The sequence below is a fragment of the Streptomyces sp. NPDC102274 genome (assembly GCF_044766385.1).
GTDB lineage: Bacteria > Actinomycetota > Actinomycetes > Streptomycetales > Streptomycetaceae > Streptomyces.
In genome coordinates this window covers 90,669-109,665 of sequence record NZ_JBIWLW010000017.1, presented here as the reverse complement: position 1 = coordinate 109,665, position 18,997 = coordinate 90,669, and the positions used below count along the sequence as shown (strand labels likewise).

The 18,997-nt window shown below is 71.1% G+C and carries 14 protein-coding genes; 10 read left to right on the top strand and 4 right to left on the bottom strand.

Translation table 11 applies throughout. The features are described from left to right. The first annotated feature begins 315 nt into the window (after window positions 1-315). The 8 genes from ACIRQP_RS23030 to ACIRQP_RS22995 all read left to right on the top strand — a co-directional run bounded on the left by ACIRQP_RS23030 (window position 316) and on the right by ACIRQP_RS22995 (window position 13,742). The gene (locus ACIRQP_RS23030; protein ID WP_403892998.1) at window positions 316-2,805 is read left to right on the top strand and encodes an MFS transporter; all 2,490 of its coding nucleotides are present in this window, start codon (window positions 316-318) and stop codon (window positions 2,803-2,805) included. Window positions 2,806-2,962: 157 nt separating this feature from the next. Beyond that, window positions 2,963-5,449, top strand: coding sequence for a SpoIIE family protein phosphatase (locus tag ACIRQP_RS23025; protein ID WP_403892997.1), 2,487 nt, complete (start codon window positions 2,963-2,965; stop codon window positions 5,447-5,449). A gap of 95 nt (window positions 5,450-5,544) precedes the next feature. Continuing rightward, a complete protein-coding gene (locus ACIRQP_RS23020; protein ID WP_403892996.1) occupies window positions 5,545-6,264 on the top strand; it encodes a class I SAM-dependent methyltransferase in 720 nt (239 codons plus the stop codon). Between the two features lie 222 nt (window positions 6,265-6,486). Beyond that, on the top strand, window positions 6,487-8,541 hold the full coding sequence (locus ACIRQP_RS23015; protein ID WP_403892994.1) for a GTP-binding protein: 2,055 nt from the start codon (window positions 6,487-6,489) through the stop codon (window positions 8,539-8,541). A 45-nt stretch (window positions 8,542-8,586) separates the two neighbouring features. Continuing rightward, on the top strand, window positions 8,587-9,420 hold the full coding sequence (locus tag ACIRQP_RS23010; protein ID WP_403892992.1) for a M55 family metallopeptidase: 834 nt from the start codon (window positions 8,587-8,589) through the stop codon (window positions 9,418-9,420). Then, on the top strand, window positions 9,413-10,762 hold the full coding sequence (locus ACIRQP_RS23005) for a M20/M25/M40 family metallo-hydrolase (RefSeq protein WP_403892990.1): 1,350 nt from the start codon (window positions 9,413-9,415) through the stop codon (window positions 10,760-10,762). Before ACIRQP_RS23010 ends, ACIRQP_RS23005 begins: the two co-directional genes overlap by 8 nt. An 11-nt stretch (window positions 10,763-10,773) precedes the next feature. Then, window positions 10,774-12,798, top strand: coding sequence for a prolyl oligopeptidase family serine peptidase (locus ACIRQP_RS23000; RefSeq protein ID WP_403892988.1), 2,025 nt, complete (start codon window positions 10,774-10,776; stop codon window positions 12,796-12,798). Then, a complete protein-coding gene (locus ACIRQP_RS22995) occupies window positions 12,795-13,742 on the top strand; it encodes an LD-carboxypeptidase (protein ID WP_403892986.1) in 948 nt (315 codons plus the stop codon). The genes ACIRQP_RS23000 and ACIRQP_RS22995 overlap by 4 nt, the downstream gene beginning before the upstream one ends. Before the next feature lie 40 nt (window positions 13,743-13,782). Here the strand turns inward: ACIRQP_RS22995 and ACIRQP_RS22990 are convergent, their stop codons facing one another. Further along, entirely contained in the window at window positions 13,783-15,612 is a 1,830-nt protein-coding gene (locus ACIRQP_RS22990) for an acyl-CoA dehydrogenase (RefSeq protein ID WP_403893071.1), read from the bottom strand. Between the two features lie 143 nt (window positions 15,613-15,755). Here ACIRQP_RS22990 and ACIRQP_RS22985 point away from each other — a divergent pair, with 143 nt between their 5' ends. Further along, complete coding sequence (locus ACIRQP_RS22985; protein WP_403892984.1) at window positions 15,756-16,307, top strand: GNAT family N-acetyltransferase; 552 nt, start codon at window positions 15,756-15,758, stop codon at window positions 16,305-16,307. Between the two features lie 30 nt (window positions 16,308-16,337). On the opposite strand, the gene ACIRQP_RS22980 is transcribed toward ACIRQP_RS22985, so the two are convergent. Next, complete coding sequence (locus tag ACIRQP_RS22980) at window positions 16,338-16,673, bottom strand: DUF6204 family protein (protein ID WP_403892982.1); 336 nt, start codon at window positions 16,671-16,673, stop codon at window positions 16,338-16,340. An 81-nt stretch (window positions 16,674-16,754) separates the two neighbouring features. Between ACIRQP_RS22980 and ACIRQP_RS22975 the strand changes: the two genes are divergently transcribed. Then, window positions 16,755-17,681, top strand: coding sequence for an arginase family protein (locus ACIRQP_RS22975; RefSeq protein ID WP_403892980.1), 927 nt, complete (start codon window positions 16,755-16,757; stop codon window positions 17,679-17,681). 38 nt (window positions 17,682-17,719) lie between these two features. Here the strand turns inward: ACIRQP_RS22975 and ACIRQP_RS22970 are convergent, their stop codons facing one another. Together ACIRQP_RS22970 and ACIRQP_RS22965 are read right to left on the bottom strand one after the other, a co-directional pair. Beyond that, window positions 17,720-18,082 carry a VOC family protein gene (locus ACIRQP_RS22970; protein ID WP_403892978.1) on the bottom strand — a complete coding sequence of 121 codons (363 nt, stop codon included), beginning with the start codon at window positions 18,080-18,082 and terminating at the stop codon, window positions 17,720-17,722. A 72-nt stretch (window positions 18,083-18,154) separates the two neighbouring features. Next, window positions 18,155-18,964 carry a methyltransferase domain-containing protein gene (locus ACIRQP_RS22965; RefSeq protein ID WP_403892976.1) on the bottom strand — a complete coding sequence of 270 codons (810 nt, stop codon included), beginning with the start codon at window positions 18,962-18,964 and terminating at the stop codon, window positions 18,155-18,157. Between the last annotated feature and the right edge of the window lie 33 nt (window positions 18,965-18,997).

The following is an 18,997-nucleotide window of genomic DNA, read 5'->3' as shown; positions in this document are numbered from 1 at the left end:
ACCCGTCCGGTCGGACAGGATCGGACAGGAACCGACCGAGTCCCCCTGCCTTCCGGCAGGTTGAGGGCGCCTCCCGGCGGATAGCCGCCGGGGTCACCGTTTCGAGTGGTTTTCCCCGCGGCGCCGTAGCGTGCCCCCGCACGACGCGTCGCGGGAAAGCCCCTGATGAGCGCCTCGGCGTCAGCTCCACCGGTCAACCCGCCCTCGTCGCAACCCCGTTCAGGGGAGAGCGGCCCGCTTGCTCCTGCTTGGCGCGCAATGCGAACAATGACGCCGCGCAGGTGTGCCGCGCAGGTGTGACGAGGGGAGCAGTACGTGGGCGGGACCACTCTGGTGAACGACGTCGGGAACGGCCTGGGGAAAGGCGCCGACGGCGTCGGGAACGATGCCGAGGAGGCCGCACAGGCCCCGTCAGCGCCCGTACCCGCCGCGGCCGGTTCTCCGCCGCCCCCGCCCGCCGGCGGCGCGGCCCCCGCCGAGGCCCTCAGCCCCCGCCGGGTGCGGCTGGTCTTCGTCGGGCTGATGCTCGCCCTGCTGCTGGCCGCGCTGGAACAGATGATCGTGGCCACCGCGCTGCCGAAGATCGTCGGTGAACTCCAGGGCCTGGACCGGATGTCGTGGGCGATCACCGCGTATCTGCTCACCGCCACGGTCGGACTGCCGATCTACGGCAAGCTCGGCGACCTCTTCGGCCGCAAGGGCGTCTTCCAGTTCGCCATCGTCGTCTTCGTCATCGGCTCCGCGCTGGCCGGCTGGTCGCGCACCATGGACGAACTCATCGCCTTCCGCGCCATCCAGGGCATCGGCGCGGGCGGGCTCATGATCGGCGTCCAGGCGATCATCGCGGACATCGTGCCGCCCCGGGAGCGCGGGCGCTTCATGGGGCTGATCGGCGCGGCCTTCGGTCTCGCGTCCGTGGCCGGCCCGCTGCTCGGCGGATTCTTCACCGACCATGTCTCCTGGCGCTGGTGCTTCTACATCAATGTGCCCTTCGGTCTGGTCACGCTCGCCGTCGTCGCCGTCGTCCTCAAGCTCCCCAAACCGACCGCCCGCGCCCGGCTCGACGTCCTGGGCGCGCTGCTGCTCGCCGCCTCGTCCACCTGCCTGGTGCTGCTGACCAGTTGGGGCGGTACGGAGTACGCCTGGGGCTCACGCGTCATCCTCGGGCTGACCGCGGGCGCCGTCGGAACGGCCCTGCTCTTCCTGGTCGTTGAGCACTTCGCCGCCGAACCGATCATCCCGCTGCGGCTGTTCCGCGACTCCGTCTTCAATGTCACCGGTCTGATCGGGGCGGTGGTCGGCGTGGCGCTGTTCGGCGCCGCCAGCTATCTGCCGACCTATCTCCAGATGGTCGACGGGGTCAGCGCCACCGAGTCCGGTCTGCTGATGCTGCCCATGATGGGCGGCGTCGTCATCGCCTCCATCGTCTCCGGCCATCTCATCAGCCGTACCGGCCGCTACAAGATCTATCCGGTGCTCGGCGGGGCGCTCTCGGCGGCCGGGATGTTGCTGCTGTCCCGGCTGGACACGGGCACGTCCCCACTGGAGTACGGCATCGCTCAGGCGATCCTCGGTCTCGGGATGGGGCTGGTGATGCCCGTACTGATCCTCGCCGTGCAGAACTCCGTACCGCCCGCCGACCTCGGCACCGCCACCAGCGCCAACAACTACTTCCGGCAGATCGGCGGCAGTGTCGGCGCCGCCATCTTCGGCACGCTCTTCGCCAACCGGCTCGCCGACGCACTCGCCGACCGCGTCCCCGCGGGCACCGGCCTCCCCGACGTCGAGTCCATCACCCCGCAGGCGGTCCACGCGCTGCCGCCCGCGCTGCGCGACGGCTATATCCAGGCGTACGCGGACGCCATGCCGCGGATCTTCCTCTATCTCGTGCCGGTGCTCGTCCTCGGCCTGTTGATCGCCTTCTTCCTCAAGGAGAAACCGCTGGTGTCCCAGAACGTCTCGGCCGCCGAGTCCGGCATCGTCCCCGCCGCGCGCAGCGCCTCCACCCCTGGCATCCCCGCCGCGCCGGCCCCGGCCCCGTACATCTCGGGCGTCGCGGTCTGCGGCACGGTGCAGCACTACGACGGCTCCACCGTCCCCCGCGCCGCCCTCACCCTCATCGACGTCCACGGCACGCAGATCGGGCGCGGTGCGAGCGGCGAGGACGGGCGGTACGCGCTGAGCGTGCCCGGCTCCGGCTCGTATGTGATGATCGCGGCGGCCGGCGGGCATCAGCCCCAGGCCGTCACGGTCACCGTCGGCGAACGCCCCGTCGAGCTGGACGTGGTCCTCGGCGGCGCCGGGCGGCTCGCCGGGGCCGTACTCACCGCGGACGGCACGCCGGTGCGGGACGCCGCCGTGACCCTCACGGATGTGCGGGGCGAGGTGGTGGCGAGTACCCGCAGCGGACGCGAGGGCGCGTATGTGATCTCGGAGCTGGTGGCGGGCGAGTACACCCTGGCCGCCAGTGCCCCCGCCTTCCGGCCCGCCGCGCTGCCGGTGAGTGTCCAGGCGTCCCGGGAGACCCGGCAGGACATCGAACTGGCCGGCGGGGCGGTGCTGCGCGGCACCGTACGCGCCGGGGGCGGCCGTCCCGTCGAGGACGCGCGGGTCACCCTGCTCGACGCGGCGGGCAATGTGGTGGACACCCTCACCACCAACGCCGACGGCACCTTCCGGTTCGTGGATCTCTCCTCCGGTGAGTACACGGTGATCGCCGCGGGCTATCCGCCGGTCGCCACGGTGCTCCAGGTGGCGGGCGGCGGACGCACCGAACGCGATCTCCAACTCGGCCACGAGGACTGACCGACACGGCCATGAGAACTGACTGAATTTCAGTCAATAGGGGGTTGTGCGCGGGCGCGCTACTGATTGGTTCATTGCCCGGCGCATCCCCCGCGCCGGGCCGTACCGTGGAGGGCGGAGCCGCGGATCCTGGCGGCAGGGAAGGAGCCTCCCACCCATGGACAGTGGTGTTCCGCCGGGAGTGTCGCGGCAGCGGCTCGCCGCGGCCGGCCGGATTCCGCTCGCCGTGGCCGTTGTGGACGGGGACGGCCTGGTTTCGCACTGGTCGGCCGGAGCACGGAGACTTTTCGGCCATGCGAAGGACGAGGCGCTGGGTCGGCCGGCCACCGATCTGATGCCGGTCGCCGGTGCCCTCGCCGCGGAGGAACGCGGCGTGGCGCACGGCCCGTACGACACCGACACCGCCACCGGCGTCGAGGGCGGACCGGAGCTGCACAGCCGCGGCTCCTATCCGACCGCGGGGTACGCGACGCTCTCCGAGCGGGGCGCCCGGCTCGATGTCGTGTGGTGGGCGTATCCGCTGATCGGCCCGGGACCCGGGCGCCATCTCGTACTCGCCGCGGAAGCGACCCCGTTCAAGCGGGACAGTGTGGACGGCCAGGACGGCGCGGACGACCGGGACGGCGCGGACCGACGGGCCGACAACCGGCGGATCTCCCCGGCCTTCGCCCTGCACACCGAGTTCCCCGACGCCGAGGCGCTGGCCGGGCGGCTGCCGGACATCCTGCCGAACATGAGTCCGGCCGAGTCCGGTCGCATCGTCGCGCAGGTCCTCGAACTCGGCTATCCGGTCCTGGAGTTCAGCTACCACGACCGGGTGCCCGTCACCCCCGACTGGGGTGTGCCGAGGCGGCCCGCGGGCCGGAGCGGCGTGACGGAACCGGTGGACGGGGACGAGGATCCCCGGCGGCGGGCGGCGCCCCGTCCCGAGCTGGACCTCGAATACGCGGCGGTGCGCGAGCGGCTGGAGTTCCTGAACGAGGTCAGCGGCCGGATCGGTTCGTCCCTCGATCTGGCGCATACCATCCGCGAGGTCACCAGCGCGGCCGTGCCCCGCTTCACCGACTTCGCGGGCACGCATCTGCGCGCCGCCGTACTCGCCGGGGAAGGGTTCCCCGACGGACCGCCCGATGTGACCACCATCTGGCACCGGGTCTGGGTCGAGCACAACGACGAACCGGGCCGCTGGGACGACACCGTGCCCATCGGTGAGGCCATGGCCTTCCCCGAACACACCCCGTTCTTCCAGTGCATGAGCTCCGGAGAGCCGGTGCTCATCCCGCGCCTCGGCGAGGAGGCCGGCGACCGGATCTCGGGCGAGTTCGAGAAGCGCGATCTGCGCCCCCTCATCAACCACCGGTCGATGCTCCTCGTCCCACTGAAGGCACGTGACGTGGTGCTCGGATTCATGGTGCTGATGCGGCGGCCCGACCGGCAGCCGTTCGACGACATGGACCGTACGACCGGCGCGGAACTCGCCGCCCGCGCCGGGCTCGTACTCGACAACGCCCGGATGTACACGTACCAGGAGAATGTCGCCGAGACCCTCCAGGACAGCATGCTGCCGCGGGTCCCGCCGCGCATGGCGGGGTGTGACATCGCCACCCGCTATCTGCCCGGCGCCCGGCTCGGCAGGGTCGGCGGCGACTGGTTCGACGCCGTCAAACTGCCCGGTTCGCGCACCGCGCTGGTCGTCGGCGATGTGATGGGTCACGGGCTCAACTCGGCGGCGATGATGGGCCAGTTGCGCACCGCCGTACAGACCATGGCGACCATGGAGCTGCCGCCCGCCCAACTGCTCCGCAATCTTGACGACTTGGCGCAGCGGCTCGGCGAACTGTATCTGGCGACCTGTCTGTACGTGGTGTACGACCCGATCAGGTCCGAGCTCCAGATCGCCAACGCCGGGCACATCCCGCCGGTGCTCGTCCGCGCGGAGGACGGCAGGGCCGAGGTACTCGATCTGCCGACCGGCGCCCCCATAGGGGTGGGCGGAGTGGCCTTCGAGACCGCGACCGTGAAGGTGGGGCCCGGCGACCGGCTGGTGCTCTGCACCGACGGTCTCGTCGAGGTGCGCGGGGCGGACATCGGGGACGGTCTGGCCGCGCTCTGCGCCTCCGCCGCGCACCCCGCCGCCTCGATGGACGACGCCTGCGACACCATCATCCGCGCCCTCAACACCCGTGAGGGGCGCAAGGACGATGTGGCGTTGCTGATGGCCAGGCTGAACGGCATCCCGGACAGGGACGTGGCGGAGTTCCATCTCGCCCCGGACCCGCGCGAGGTGGCCAGGGCCAGACGACTGGTGCGCGGGCAGCTGCTCCACTGGGAGCTGCCGGCCGCGGTCGAGACGGCCCAGCTGATGGTCAGCGAACTGGTCACCAACGCCATGAAGCACGCACGGTCCGGGCAGGTCGGGTTGCGGCTGGTCCGTACGGACGCGCTGCTGTGCGAGGTCATCGACGACGAACCGGCCCCCGCCGCCCTGCTGGACGCGGGCCGGGACGACGAGTTCGGCCGCGGACTGCGGGTGGTGAGCACCCTGGCCCGGGAGTGGGGCACCAGCAGCTCGGCGCGCGGCAAGACGGTCTGGTTCGAACAGGCTCTGGCGCGAAAGGTACGCGCGCGTTCGAACGGAAGCTGAAAGAAGCATCCTTCCCCTTGCCCGCCGACCTGCGCGGACGGTAGTCCGGTCCTCTACCGCCCGCCTTCGGCGGGCCGGAACAGGGGAGGCCGTAAATGGACGTGTCGCAGCGTTACCGCGAGGCATGGGAAGGATTCTGGGCGAAGACCTCCGACACGCCGGGCGAGGCGATCTGGGACTCGGACCCGTCGTTCACCTCCGTACCGGACACCGAACTACTGCTGCCGTACGCCGACACCACCCTGCCCGTGGTCGACCTCGGCTGCGGCAACGGCACCCAGACCCGCTATCTGGCCACCCGCTTCGCACGGGCGATCGGGGTGGACCTCTCGTACGTGGCGATCGAACACGCGCGGCGCGCCGACAGCGCGGGGGCCGCGGAGTTCGAGCAGCTCGATCTGGTCGATCACGACGCGGTGCGTGCGCTGCGGGAGCGTACGGGCGACGCCAATGTCTATATGCGCGCGGTCATCCACCAGAGCGAGCCCCAGGACCGGCCGGCGGTGGCGGGCGCGGTCGCGGAGCTGCTGGGGGAGCGCGGCCGGGCGTTCGTCGCCGAGCTGACCACCGCTTCCAGGGCGGTGCTCCAGCGCGCCGCGGCGGGACCGGACGGCCCGCCCGCCAAGCTGCGGCGGGTCTTCGACCACGGGCTCAAGCCGGCCGGCGCCGGGGACGAGGAAGTGCCCGATCTGCTGCGCGCGGCGGGGCTGCGGATCATGGCGGACGGGGACACCGCGCTGGTCCAGACGGAGCGGTTGCCGGACGGCACCCGTATCGATCTGCCGGCCCGGTGGTACGTCCTCGCTCGCGAGTGAAGCGCCGCGGTCCCTGAGCCCCGATCCCCGAGCCGCGGTCCCCGAGCCGCGGTCCCGCCGAGTCACCCGAGTCAGCCGAGCCGCCCCGGAAATGAGTTGCTCTCCGGGGCGGCTTTTGCTGTACTCCCCGCGACAGCCGATCGATCAAGGAGAAGATTATGTGCCGAGCGTCTATGCCCATCCAGAAGGTCACCACCACCTATCTAGAGGACATGACGCTCCATGAGTACGTTGAACCTGGGAATTCTGGCGCATGTCGACGCCGGTAAGACAAGTCTGACCGAGCGGCTGCTCTTCACCGCCGGTGTCATCGACGAGATCGGAAGTGTCGATGACGGCAGCACCCAGACGGATTCCCTGACGCTGGAACGACAGCGCGGCATCACCATCAAATCCGCGGTGGTCTCCTTCGTCGTCGGAGACACCACGGTCAATCTGATCGATACCCCCGGCCACCCGGATTTCATCGCCGAAGTGGAACGGGTCCTCGGTGTGCTCGACGGCGCCGTGCTGGTCGTCTCCGCCGTCGAAGGCGTTCAGGCGCAGACCCGGGTGCTCATGCGGACGCTGCGGCGGCTGCGCATTCCCACCCTGATCTTCGTCAATAAGATCGACCGCGCCGGCGCGCGATACGAGGAGGTACTGCGTGTCGTTTCGGAGAAGCTCTCCCCGTCGGTGATCGCGATGGGGGCGGCCACCGGCCTGGGCACACGCGACGCCCTGCCCGTGCCGTACGGCGCCGGTGACGCCGCGTTCACCTCCGGCCTCGCCGAACTGCTCGCCGACCACGACGACGGGCTGCTGGCCGCGTACGTGGACGACGCGACGGAGCTCCCCTACCACCGGCTCCGCGATGAGCTGGCCAGCCAGACCGGACGGGCGCTCGTCCACCCGGTCTACTTCGGATCGGCGATCACCGGCGCGGGCGTGGACGCGCTCATCGCCGGGATCGGAGAGCTGCTGCCCAGGGCCGGGGACGATCACGAAGGGCCCGTCTCCGGCACGGTCTTCAAGATGGAACGGGGGCCGGCCGGGGAGAAGATCGCATACGTACGGATGTTCTCGGGCACGGTAAGAACGCGAGATCTCGTGCGATTCCACCGTGATACGGAGAGCGACACGGCGAGCGATACGGCCGGCAAGGCGAGCGATACCGTGAACGAGGTACGGGACGAGGAGGACAAGGTCACCGCGATCAGCGTGTTCGACCGCGGATCCGCTGTCCGCCGCGCGTCGCTCTCCGCCGGGCGGATCGGAAAACTCCGGGGCCTCGGCGGCATCCGCGTCGGCGACGAGATCGGAATTCCGCGCGCCACTCCTTCGGAGCGCCGGTTCTTCTCCCCGCCGACACTGGAAACAGTCGTCGTACCCCGCCGTGCCGCCGACAAGGGCGCCCTGCACTCCGCGCTCACCCAACTCGCCGAACAGGACCCCCTGATCAATCTGCGGCAGGACCGGATCCGGCGGGAAATCTCCGTCTCGCTCTACGGCGAGGTGCAGAAAGAGGTCATTCAGGCGACGCTGCTGGACGAATTCGGGGTCGACGTCACATTCCGTGAGACCACGACGATCTGCGTGGAACGGCCCGCCGGAAGCGGAGCGGCCGTCGAGATCATGGGAAAGGACCCCAATCCCTTTCTCGCGACCGTCGGGCTGCGCGTCGATCCCGCCCCCGTCGGCGCGGGCGTGGAATTCCGGCTGGAGGTCGAGCTGGGGTCGATGCCGTACGCGTTCATGAAAGCCGTGGAGGACACCGTGCGGGAGTCGCTGCGGCAGGGGATCCACGGCTGGCAGGTCATCGACTGCGTGGTCACCATGACGCACTCCGGCTACGCGCCCCGGCAGAGCCACTCCCACGGCGTCTTCGACAAGAGCATGTCGAGCACCGGCGGCGACTTCCGCCATCTCACCCCGCTGGTGCTGATGAGCGCGCTGGAGCGGGCGGGCACCACGGTGTACGAGCCGATGCACCGCTTCCGGCTCGACCTCCCGGCGGACGCGCTCGGCGCCGTACTGCCCGTCCTGGCACGGCTGCGCGCCGTGCCGCGCACCTCGGCGGCGAACGACCACTCGTATCTGCTGGAAGGGGAGATTCCGGCGGCCCGGGTACATGAACTGGAACAGCGGCTGCCTACGCTGACCAGTGGCGAAGGTGTGCTCGAAGCATCCTTCGACCACTATGAGGCTGTCCGCGACACCATCCCGGTCCGGCCCAGAACGGACCACAATCCGCGCAACCGCAAGGAGTATCTGCTGCATGTCGTGCGCCGGGTGTAACGTCCCGCCGACGACCGCCCCCTCCCCATGGAGAACGGAGTACCTGTGAAGATCCTGATCAGCGCCGACATGGAGGGCGCCACGGGGGTGACCTGGCCGGGCGATGTCCTGCCCGGCACACCGCAGTGGGAACGCTGCCGCTCCCTGTTCACCTCCGATGTCAACGCCGCCGTGCTCGGCTTCCTCGACGGCGGGGCCGATGAGGTGCTGATCAACGAGGCGCACTGGTCCATGCGCAATCTGCTGCTGGAACGGCTCGACGAGCGCGCCGAGATGCTGACCGGCCGCCATAAGTCGCTGTCCATGGTCGAGGGGATCCAGCACGGGGACGTCGACGGAATCGCCTTCGTCGGCTACCACACCGGCGCAGGTACGGAAGGGGTGCTCGCGCACACCTATCTCGCCAACTCCCTCACCGGCGTATGGCTGAACGGCACCCGGGCCAGCGAGGGGCTGCTGAACGCGCGGGTGGTCGCGGAGTACGGGGTCCCGGTGGTGCTGGTCACCGGTGACGACCTGACCTGCGTGGACGCGGAGGGCTACGCGCCGGACGCGCGCAAGGTCGCCGTCAAGGACCATGTGTCGCGGTACGCGGCGGTCTGCCGGACCCCGGCCCGTACCGCCGCCGACATCCGCGCGGCCGCCCAGGAGGCCGTGGCCCTCGCCGGACGGTACGAACCGGCCGTCCGCGGGCCGTTCACCGTGGAGATGGAGTTCGACGCCGCGCATCTCTCCGACGTCGCCACGGTCGTACCGGGCGTGGCCCCCAGCGGGGAGCGTCGGGCCGCCTACACCAGCGGGACGATGTATGAGGCCATTCGTACCTTCAAAGCGGTCACGACGATCGTTTCGGCCGCCGTGGAGGAGCAATATGGCTGACATGACACCCAGCGACACGAGTGGTGCCCCTGACGCGGCCGCGCTCGACGAGGTGGTCGCGTTCACCTCGGACCTCATCCGTATCGACACCACCAACCGGGGGAGCGGGGACTGCCGCGAGCGGCCGGCGGCCGAATATGTCGCGGAGCGGCTCGCGGACGCGGGGATCGAACCCACGCTGCTGGAGCGGACCCCCGGGCGCACCAATGTGGTGGCCAGGATCGAGGGGACCGACCCCTCGGCCGACGCGCTCCTCGTCCACGGCCATCTGGACGTGGTGCCCGCCGAGCCCGCCGACTGGACCGTGCCCCCCTTCTCCGGCGAGGTCCGCGACGGCGTGGTGTGGGGCCGGGGCGCGGTCGACATGAAGAACATGGACGCGATGGTGCTGTCGGTCGTCCGCGCCTGGGCCAGGAACGGCATCCGGCCACGCCGGGACATCGTGCTCGCCTACACCGCCGACGAGGAGGCCAGCGCCGAGGACGGCTCGGGATTCCTCGCCGACCGGCACCCGGAGCTGTTCGCGGGGTGCACGGAAGGCATCAGCGAATCCGGGGCCTTCACCTTCCACGCCGGGCACGGCATGGCGCTCTACCCGATCGCCGCCGGAGAGCGCGGCACCGGCTGGCTGAAGCTCACCGCCCACGGCAGGGCCGGGCACGGCTCCAAGGTGAACCGCGCCAACGCGGTCAGCCGGCTCGCCGAAGCCGTCGCCAGGATCGGCAGCCACCCCTGGCCGGTCCGGCTCACCCCGACCGTACGGGCCGCCCTCGCCGAACTCGCCGCGCTCCACGGCATCGACACGGATCCCTACGCCGAGGACTTCGACACGGACGGACTGCTCGGCAAGCTCGGCCCGGCCGCCGCGCTGGTCGAGCCGACCATAAGGAACAGCGCCAACCCGACCGTCCTGGAGGCCGGTTACAAGGTCAATGTCATCCCGGGCCAGGCCACCGCCTATGTCGACGGGCGCATGGTGCCCGGCGGCGAGGAGGAGTTCCGTACCACCCTGGACCAGCTCACCGGACCGGATGTGGAGTGGGAGTTCCACCACCGGGAGGTGGCCCTCCAAGCGCCGGTCGACTCGCCGACGTTCGCCAAGCTGCGCGCCGCCGTCGAGCGCTTCGACCCGGCCGGGCATGTCGTGCCGTACTGCATGTCGGGCGGGACGGACGCCAAGCAGTTCTCCCGGCTCGGCATCACCGGCTACGGCTTCTCGCCGCTCAAGCTGCCCCCCGGCTTCGACTACCAGGCGCTCTTCCACGGCGTGGACGAGCGGGTGCCCGTCTCGGCGCTGCGCTTCGGCGTCCGTGTCCTCGACCACTATCTGAAGTCCGCTTAGGAGCGTGGCTCATGCTGTCCATGGGGGCCTACGGAACGTGGGCGTCACCGATCGACGCCCCGCTGGCCGCCTCGCACGACGGGCGCCCCGAGTATGTGGGGGTGGTCGGCGACGAGGTGTGGTGGACGGAGCCGCGTCCCGCCGAGGCCGGCCGGCGCGCGCTCGTACGGCGCCGGGCGGACGGCCGCGAGGAGTCGCCGCTGCCGGCCCCGTGGAACGTCCGCAGCCGGGTCATCGAGTACGGCGGGGTGCCCTGGGCCGGCGCCACCCGCCCCGACGGCGGCCCGCTCGTCGTCTTCGTCCACTTCCCCGACCAGCGGCTGTACGCGTACGAGCCGGACGGCGGCGGTGAACCCCGGCCGCTCACCCCGGTGTCCGCGACCGGCGGCGGACTGCGCTGGGCCGATCCGGGGCTCCTCCTCGACCGCGGCGAAGTCTGGTGCGTGCTGGAGGAGTTCACCGGCGAGGCGCCCACCGACGTACGGCGGGTGATCGCGGCCGTCCCGCTCGACGGCTCGGCCGCCGAGGACCGTACGGCCGTACGGGAGCTCTCCGACGACCGGCATCGCTTCGTCACCGGGCCCCGGCTCTCGCCCGACGGGCGCCGGGCCGCCTGGATCGCCTGGGACCACCCCCGGATGCCCTGGGACGGCACGGTCGTGATGCTCGGTGAGGTGGCGGAGAGCGGTCCCTTCACCGATGTCGGGGCCGTCGTCGGGGACACCGGCGAATCGGTCGCGCAGGTCGACTGGGCGCCGGACGGCTCGCTGCTCTTCGTCTCCGACCCCAACGGCTGGTGGGAGATCCAGCGCGTCCGCCCCCACGCTCTGGAAGAGGCCATAGGCCCGGACCGGGCCCCCGGCCCCATCCGGAGCACCGGGCTCTGCCCCGGCCGCGGGGAGGAGTTCGGCGGACCGCTCTGGAAGGTCGGCCTCCAGTGGTTCCACCCCATGGACAACGGGCTGATCGCCGTCATCCACGGCAAGGGCTCCACCGCGCTCGGCGTACTCGACCCGGCGACCGGTGAAGTCGTGGACGCCGCCGGGCCCTGGACCGAATGGGCCGCCACCCTCGCCGTCCAGGGCGACCGCGTGATCGGCGTCGCGGCCAGTCCGCGCAGCGCGTACGAGATCGTGGAGCTGGACACCGTCACCGGACACGCCCGGGTGATCGGCGCGGCGCACCGGGATCCGGTGGACCCCGCCTACTACCCCGAGCCCCGGATCCGTACCTTCACCGGGCCCGACAACCGCGAGATCCACGCCCATATCTATCCCCCGCACAGCCCTGATCACAGCGCGCCCCACGAAGAACTACCGCCCTATGTGGTGTGGGCCCATGGCGGACCCACCAGCCATGCCCCGCTCGTACTCGACCTGGAGATCGCCTACTTCACCTCGCGCGGCATCGGCGTCGCCGAGGTCAACTACGGCGGTTCCACCGGCTACGGCCGGGCCTACCGCGACCGGCTGCGCGGGCAGTGGGGCGTGGTCGATGTGGAGGACTGCGCGGCCGTCGCCTCCGCGCTCGCCGCCGAGGGCACCGCCGACCCGGCCAGACTCGCCGTACGCGGCGGCAGCGCGGGCGGCTGGACCACCGCCGCCTCCCTCACCACCACCGATGTCTACGCCTGCGGCACCATCAGCTATCCGATCCTCGATCTGCTGGGCTGGGCCACCGACGAGACCCATGACTTCGAGTCCCAGTACCTCGAATCGCTCGTCGGCCCGCTCGTCGAGGTCCCCGGCCGCTACCGGGACCGCTCGCCGCTGCACCACACCGACCGTGTCAGCGCGCCGTTCCTGCTGTTGCAGGGGCTCGACGATGTGGTCTGTCCGCCCGCGCAGTGCGAACGGTTCCTGGAGCGGATGGCCGGAAGAGGCGTGCCGCACGCGTACCTCGCCTTCGAGGGTGAGGGCCATGGCTTCCGCATGGCCGACACGATGGTCCGCGCGCTGGAGGCCGAACTGTCCCTGTACGCACAGACCTTCGGCATCGACCGCACCGACATCCCCCGGCTGGAGTTCCGCGGATGACGCTCACCCCACTGACCCGGCCCGCGCGACTGCGGCCCGGGGCCCGCGTCGCCGTCGTGGCGCCCAGCGGGCCCGTGCCCGCCGATCGGCTCGAAGCCGGTCTGGACATCCTGCGCGGCTGGGACCTCGATCCCGTCGTCGCGCCCCATGTCCTGGACGTCCATCCCCGGCTCGGCCATCTCGCGGGAACGGACGAGAACCGCGCCCGCGACCTCCAGGACGCCTGGTGCGACCCGGCCGTCTCGGCGGTGCTCTGCGCCCGGGGTGGTTATGGCGCTCAGCGCATGGCCGACCTGCTCGACTGGACCGCGATGCGGGCCGCGCGCCCCAAGGTCCTCGTCGGCTACAGCGACATCACGGCGCTGCACGAGGCGTTCGCCCGGCGTCTCGGCCTGGTCACCCTGCACGGTCCGATGACCGCCGCGATGACCTTCCTCAAGGACACCGGGACACAGGAGTCGCTGCGCGCCACGCTCTTCGAACCCGAGTCGGTGCGCACCCTCGGCCAGGACACCGCCCAGGGCCTTTCGCGACGCGCCCTGGTCCCCGGGCGGGCCGCGGGCGTCACGCTCGGCGGCTGCGTCAGCCTGCTCGCCGCCGAACTCGGCACCCCGTACGCGCGCCCCTCGGCGGCGGGTGGGCTGCTGCTGATCGAGGACGTCGGCGAGGAGTTGTACCGTCTCGACCGTATCCTCACCCAACTGCTCCGCTCCGGCTGGCTGGACGGCGTCGCGGGGATCGGCCTCGGCTCCTGGGCGGAGTGCGGACCGTACGAGGAGGTCAGGACGCTGCTGCTGGACCGGCTCGGCGGCCTGGGCGTACCGGTGGTGGAGGAACTGGGCTTCGGCCACGGCGAGTCGAACCTGACCGTGCCGCTGGGCGTGTCCGCCGTACTGGACGCGGAGAGCGCCACCCTCACCCTGGACGTGCCCGCCCTCGTGTGACGTGGAAGGGCCGGCCGGTCCGGGGTGAGGGTGGCGGCGCTCAGTCCGTGTGGTCTTCGGGACCGTGGCCCATGGCCTCCGGATGGCTGATGGGGTGGTCGAGAAGGATCTCGTCGGAGATGGCGAAACCATGTGTGAGGGCCTGGGCATGGGGAGCCAGCGCGATGACGGTGTCCTCCGCCGCGTCCGGGAGCAGCCTCACCTGATTGGCGGTCAGCCGGCCTTCGGCGAGCAGATCCCCGCTGTGGGCGGCGATACGGCGCAGCGCGAAGAGCCGGTGCAGGGTGTGCAGGAGATGTCGCGCCCCGGGCGCCGCGGCCTTGTCGGCGGCGGTCAGCAGGGCCTCGGCGGCCCGGCGGTGGGCGTACGCGTCGACCAGTTCGAGTGCGGGCGTGACCGTCGCGTTCCACCGGTTGAGCGGGTTGCCGGCCTTGCCGGCGCGCAGCCGGGTCCGGGCCCGCTGGTGCCAGACGCCTTCGATGTCCGCCAGAAGGTCCTGGAGGAAGGCCGGATCGGTGAGATCCCGGTCCCCGGGCGCGGTCGCGCTCGGCTGCCTCGGCGTGAAGTGTCCGAGAAGCATCTCCCCGGCCGCCTTGACCCAGATGACAAGGTTGTCGCCCTCCGCGGTGATGGTGCCCTCATTGGCCGTCAGCTGGCCGGCGATGCCGTTGGCGAGGAACAGCCCCTGGGCGCCGCACCGTTCGCGGCACTCCGTCATGACGGCGCGGGCCCGCCAGGTGATCCAGCCCTTGGCGACCGCTGCCAGACGCTCGCCGTCCTCGCGCTCCGCCTCCGTCGCCTCGGCCCACTGCCGCACGGCGGTGCGGTGCAGCAGGGTCGCGGCATAGGTGGTGGCGAGGGCGTCGAGGAGCGGGGTGTGGTGGCTGCGATGCGCGAACAGCGGCACGCTCCCCCCGGCGGTGACGCCGGAGGTGTGCCGGGTGTGGGCGTGGCGTACGGCGACCGCCAGGGCGTGGCGGGTGACCCCGAGGCTGTAGGCGCTCATGCAGAGCTTGCCGGCGGTGACCCGGCCTATGGAGTGCAGGAAACGCTTGCGGGAGCTGCCGATCGTGCTGGTGAAGACGCCGTCCGGGGTGAGCCGTCCATGGTCGGACTGGAGGAGCGCCTCATGGGGCAGCCGGACGTTCTCGAAGGACGTGACGCAGTGGTCCACCGGGCTGGTGGCCGTCTGCGGCAGCCTGCGTATCTCCACCCCCGGCAGCGGGCCTCCGGTGTCGTCGCTGAGCGGGGTGAGGAACAGGAAGACGCCCCGGTCCGTGCCGTCCGTGATCAGCCGGGCCGCCACGACACCGGTCTTGGGGCCGCCGGTGGAGCTGGTGTTGGGCATGAACTTGCCCGCGGCCGGTGACGGCGTGTGCAGGACGAAGCCGCCGGTCGCCGGGTCGAAGGTGGCGGTCGTCTCCAACTGGGAGGCGCTGTTGCCGTGTCCGGCCTCGGTACACAGGAACGTACCCGTACGCCGCAGTTCGGTGAAGGCGCGGAGGTCCCGTTCCCCATCGGGTCTGTGATCCAGGAGGCTGCCGAGGAAGAGGTTGTAGTGAATGCTCGCGACTGTCGCTAATCCCGCGTCCACCGGCCCGGCCCACTCGTGGAGCGCGCTGAGGCGTTCCACATCGACCACGAGGTCCTCGGGGCTGTCGAGCGCGTCATTGACCAGTCGCAGCCGCTCGTAGGACAGCGCGGCACGTTCCTGCGGTGTCAGCCCCTCGCGATAGCGGAACGGCCCGGTACTGAACAGTTTCCGCCAGGGCTGATGGATCTCTTCGAACCGTTCGCCGAAGAGGGCCCTGGTCAGCGCGGCGGCCGGGGAGTCCTGGACAGGAGGAAGCGGAGAAGGGGAAGTCACCATAGTCACAGGGCGGAACGCTAACCCAACGAACAGTCACGCTAAGTGTGATGATCGACACCCCTCATGAGGGCGCCGGGAACGTTTGACGGAACCGATCCCGAGACACCATGACCGGTCGGCTCAAGATCACGTAGGCTGGCGCGATGCCCGACCTTCCCGAACGGCTCGCCGAAGGCTCTCGCACGTTCGTACGCGCCTACCGCCACGAGGACGCCGACGAGTTCACGGCGCGTGTCCGTGAGAGCGAGGCGCTGCACAGGCCCTGGCTGTTCGCGCCCGCCGACGCGGAGGCGTACGCCGGCTACGCGGGCCGGTTCGGCGAGGACCCCACCAGGGAGGGCTATCTCGTCTGTGCCCGCGAGGACGGCGGGATCGAGGGCTTCGTCAATATCAACAACATCGTCCACGGCGCCTTCCGGTGCGGCGCGATCGGATACGGCGCCTTCGCGCACGCCGCGGGCCGGGGCCTGATGACGGAGGGGCTCGGGCTGGTCGTACGGCACGCGTTCGGCCCGCTGGGGCTGCACCGGCTGGAGGCCAATGTGCGGCCCACGAACACCGCGTCCCTCGCGCTCGTCCGGCGCGTGGGCTTCCGGCTGGAGGGGTACTCGCCGGACTTCCTCCATATCGACGGCGCGTGGCGTGACCACGAACGCTGGGCGATCACCGCGGAGATGGTGGACCGGGACAGCTGAGTGCCTCGGTCCTTCGCGACGGCGCGCCGCTCAGCGGCCCTTGCGGTTGATCTTCATGGTGTCCATGTCGGTCACCGTGGAGCGCAGCTCGCCATGGCCGCGGCCCAGCGCCTTCAGCGCCATCTCCGCGCGGTCCTCGGCGAGCGCGCCCGCCATCTCCTCGCCGTCCGCCGCGTCGGAGACCACCACGAAGCGGTAGCTGAAGTGCTTCAGCGTCGCGTCATAGGTGAGCGAGCCTTCCGGGGTGAACCGCATCTGTGCCAGACCGTGCTGGTCGACCTCCGCGAGCAGCCGGGCGCGGTCGTCGTCCGTCAGCCCGTCCCATGTGCCGCGCACGATCACCCGGTAGGTGTGCTGAGTGGTCATCCCACTGCCCGTCCATTTCCGTGCTCGCTGTCCGCGAACCCATGTTGAGGGTCACACCCTACGGCGGTGAGGATGGCTCACATGCGGAATATTGTGGTGATCGACGCACCCTCCAACCTGGGGCTCCGGCCCCCCGCCCCCGGTGTCGTGCCGGGGTGCTACAAACTCGCCGGCGCTCTGCGCGAGCAGCGGATCGTCCAGCGGCTCGGCGCGTTCGAGGGCGGGGTGGTCGTCCCGCCGCGCTACGACCGCGGCGACTGGAAAGAGGGCGACGGGGTCTTCAACGCGGCGGCGATCGCCGCGTACACGCCCCGGCTCGCCGACCGGATCGAACACCATGTCAGGGCCGGGGACTTCCCGCTCGTGCTGGGCGGTGACTGTTCCATCCAGCTCGGCGCCTCGCTCGCGCTGCGCCGCATGGGACGGTACGGGCTGGCCGCCATCGACGGCTCGGCCGACTTCCGGCACGCGGGCAACTCCGAGAACATCGGCGCGGCCGGCGGTGAGGAACTGGCGATCGGTACCGGCCGGGGCCAGCGGGATCTGAGTGACCTGGAGGGACTGCGTCCGTATCTGCGGGACGAGGACCTACGGCTCTTCGGGATCCGGGACCACGACGAGGACCGCGAGGAGCTCGCCCGGCTGAGAATCCCCACCGCGACAGTCGGCGAGTTGCGCGAATGGGGCGTGGCGGAGCTGGCGGGAGCCGTGCTCCAGACGCTGGAGGTGCCGGTCACCAACGGGTTCTGGGTCCATCTGGACGCGGATGTGCTCGACCCGGAGGTGATGCCCGCGGTCGACAGCCCGGACGCGGGCGGCCTGCTGCCGGACGAACTCGCCGTACTGCTGCGGACCTTGGTGCGCTCCGAGCGCTGCATCGGTCTCAACGTGACCATCTACGACCCGGACCTCGACCCGGACGGGACGGCCGGGGCGCTGCTCGCCGATCTGGTGGTGGGGGCCTTCACCGACGAAGGGCCCCCGGCCACCGGCCGACCGGTCCGGTGATCAGCACCGGCCGACCGGTCCGGTGACCGGTCCGGTGATCAGCCCGGTGTCGGGGCGGCTTTGCGGTCCACGTACTCGAAGACCGAACCGTCGGGGTGCAGGGCGATCACATTGCGCCCTACCGGCGTCGGCACCGGGCCCGCGACGATATGCGCCCCGACACCGGTGAGGACGGTGACCGCCTCGTCGACGTCCTTGACGGCGATCGTCGCCGTGACCTTGCGCAGGACATCGATTTCCGACGCGGGGCCGCTCATGAGGAGGAAGCAGCCGACGGCGGCGACGGAGACCCCACCGCGCTCGAAGCGGAGCGCGGGGCTTCCGGTGAGGCGTTCGTAGAACACCACCGAGGTCTCCAGGTCGTCGACGCAGATGCGCAACGTGGTTCCCAGGATTTCCATGCGCACCAGGTTAGTTGGCCGCGCCGGGACGCGTGATCGATTCGGGCGGCCGGGGCCGGGTACGAGCCCGGTTCATACCCGGCAGAGGATCTCCCCGTGCGGGACCATGAACCAGCCGTCCTCGGCGCCGCCCCACTCCCGCCACGCCCCGGCGATCTCGTCCAGCCGTTCCGGTGTCGTATGACCGCCGCCGACCGCCAGACCGGCGTAGTCCGACGCGGTCGTGCGGTCCGCCCACAGACCGCTCCACCAGGCGCGCTCGTCGGGGGTGGCGAAGCACCAGGTGGTGGCGGTCGAGGTGATGTCGGTGAAGCCGGCCCGCCGTGCCCAGGACAGCAGCCGCCGGCCGGCGTCCGGCTCCCCGCCGTTGGCGCGCGCCACCCGGCGGTACAGCTCCTGCCAGCTGTCCAGCACCGGTACGTCGGGGAACCAGGCGAACGAGCCGTAGTCCGCGTCGCGCGCCGCCACGACCCCGCCGGGCCGGCAGACCCGGCGCAGCTCGCTCAGGGCCTGTACCGGATCGCCCACGTGCTGGAGGACCTGATGGGCGTGGACGATGTCGAAGGAGTCGTCGGGGAAGTCCAGTGCGTGGACATCGGCGACCGCGAAGCGGACATTGTCCGCACCGGCGGCGGCCACCGCCTCCCGCGCCTTGTCCAGGACGTCCTCGGCGGCGTCGACGGCCGTGACCGTGCCCGGGGCGACGGGCGCGGCCAGGTCGGCGGTGATGGTCCCGGGGCCACAGCCGACGTCCAGCAGGTCCTGGCCCGGCCGCAGTTCGGCGAGGAGGTACGCCGCGGAGTTGGCGGCGGTGCGCCAGCGGTGTGAGCGCAGCACCGACTCGTGGTGTCCGTGGGTGTAGACCGCGGTCTCCTTCGGCATGGCGGGACTCCCTCTCGTGACGTGGTCCGGCCA

Bases quoted from the DNA above. Each gene is read 5' to 3' on its own strand.
- ACIRQP_RS23025 (WP_403892997.1), top strand. From the start codon at position 2,963: ATGGACAGTGGTGTTCCGCCGGGAGTGTCGCGGCAGCGGCTCGCCGCG.
- ACIRQP_RS23020 (WP_403892996.1), top strand. From the start codon at position 5,545: ATGGACGTGTCGCAGCGTTACCGCGAGGCATGGGAAGGATTCTGGGCG.
- ACIRQP_RS23015 (WP_403892994.1), top strand. From the start codon at position 6,487: ATGAGTACGTTGAACCTGGGAATTCTGGCGCATGTCGACGCCGGTAAG.
- ACIRQP_RS23005 (WP_403892990.1), top strand. From the start codon at position 9,413: ATGGCTGACATGACACCCAGCGACACGAGTGGTGCCCCTGACGCGGCC.
- ACIRQP_RS23000 (WP_403892988.1), top strand. From the start codon at position 10,774: ATGCTGTCCATGGGGGCCTACGGAACGTGGGCGTCACCGATCGACGCC.
- ACIRQP_RS22995 (WP_403892986.1), top strand. From the start codon at position 12,795: ATGACGCTCACCCCACTGACCCGGCCCGCGCGACTGCGGCCCGGGGCC.
- ACIRQP_RS22990 (WP_403893071.1), bottom strand. From the start codon at position 15,612: ATGGTGACTTCCCCTTCTCCGCTTCCTCCTGTCCAGGACTCCCCGGCC.
- ACIRQP_RS22985 (WP_403892984.1), top strand. From the start codon at position 15,756: ATGCCCGACCTTCCCGAACGGCTCGCCGAAGGCTCTCGCACGTTCGTA.
- ACIRQP_RS22980 (WP_403892982.1), bottom strand. From the start codon at position 16,673: ATGACCACTCAGCACACCTACCGGGTGATCGTGCGCGGCACATGGGAC.
- ACIRQP_RS22975 (WP_403892980.1), top strand. From the start codon at position 16,755: ATGCGGAATATTGTGGTGATCGACGCACCCTCCAACCTGGGGCTCCGG.
- ACIRQP_RS22970 (WP_403892978.1), bottom strand. From the start codon at position 18,082: ATGGAAATCCTGGGAACCACGTTGCGCATCTGCGTCGACGACCTGGAG.
- ACIRQP_RS22965 (WP_403892976.1), bottom strand. From the start codon at position 18,964: ATGCCGAAGGAGACCGCGGTCTACACCCACGGACACCACGAGTCGGTG.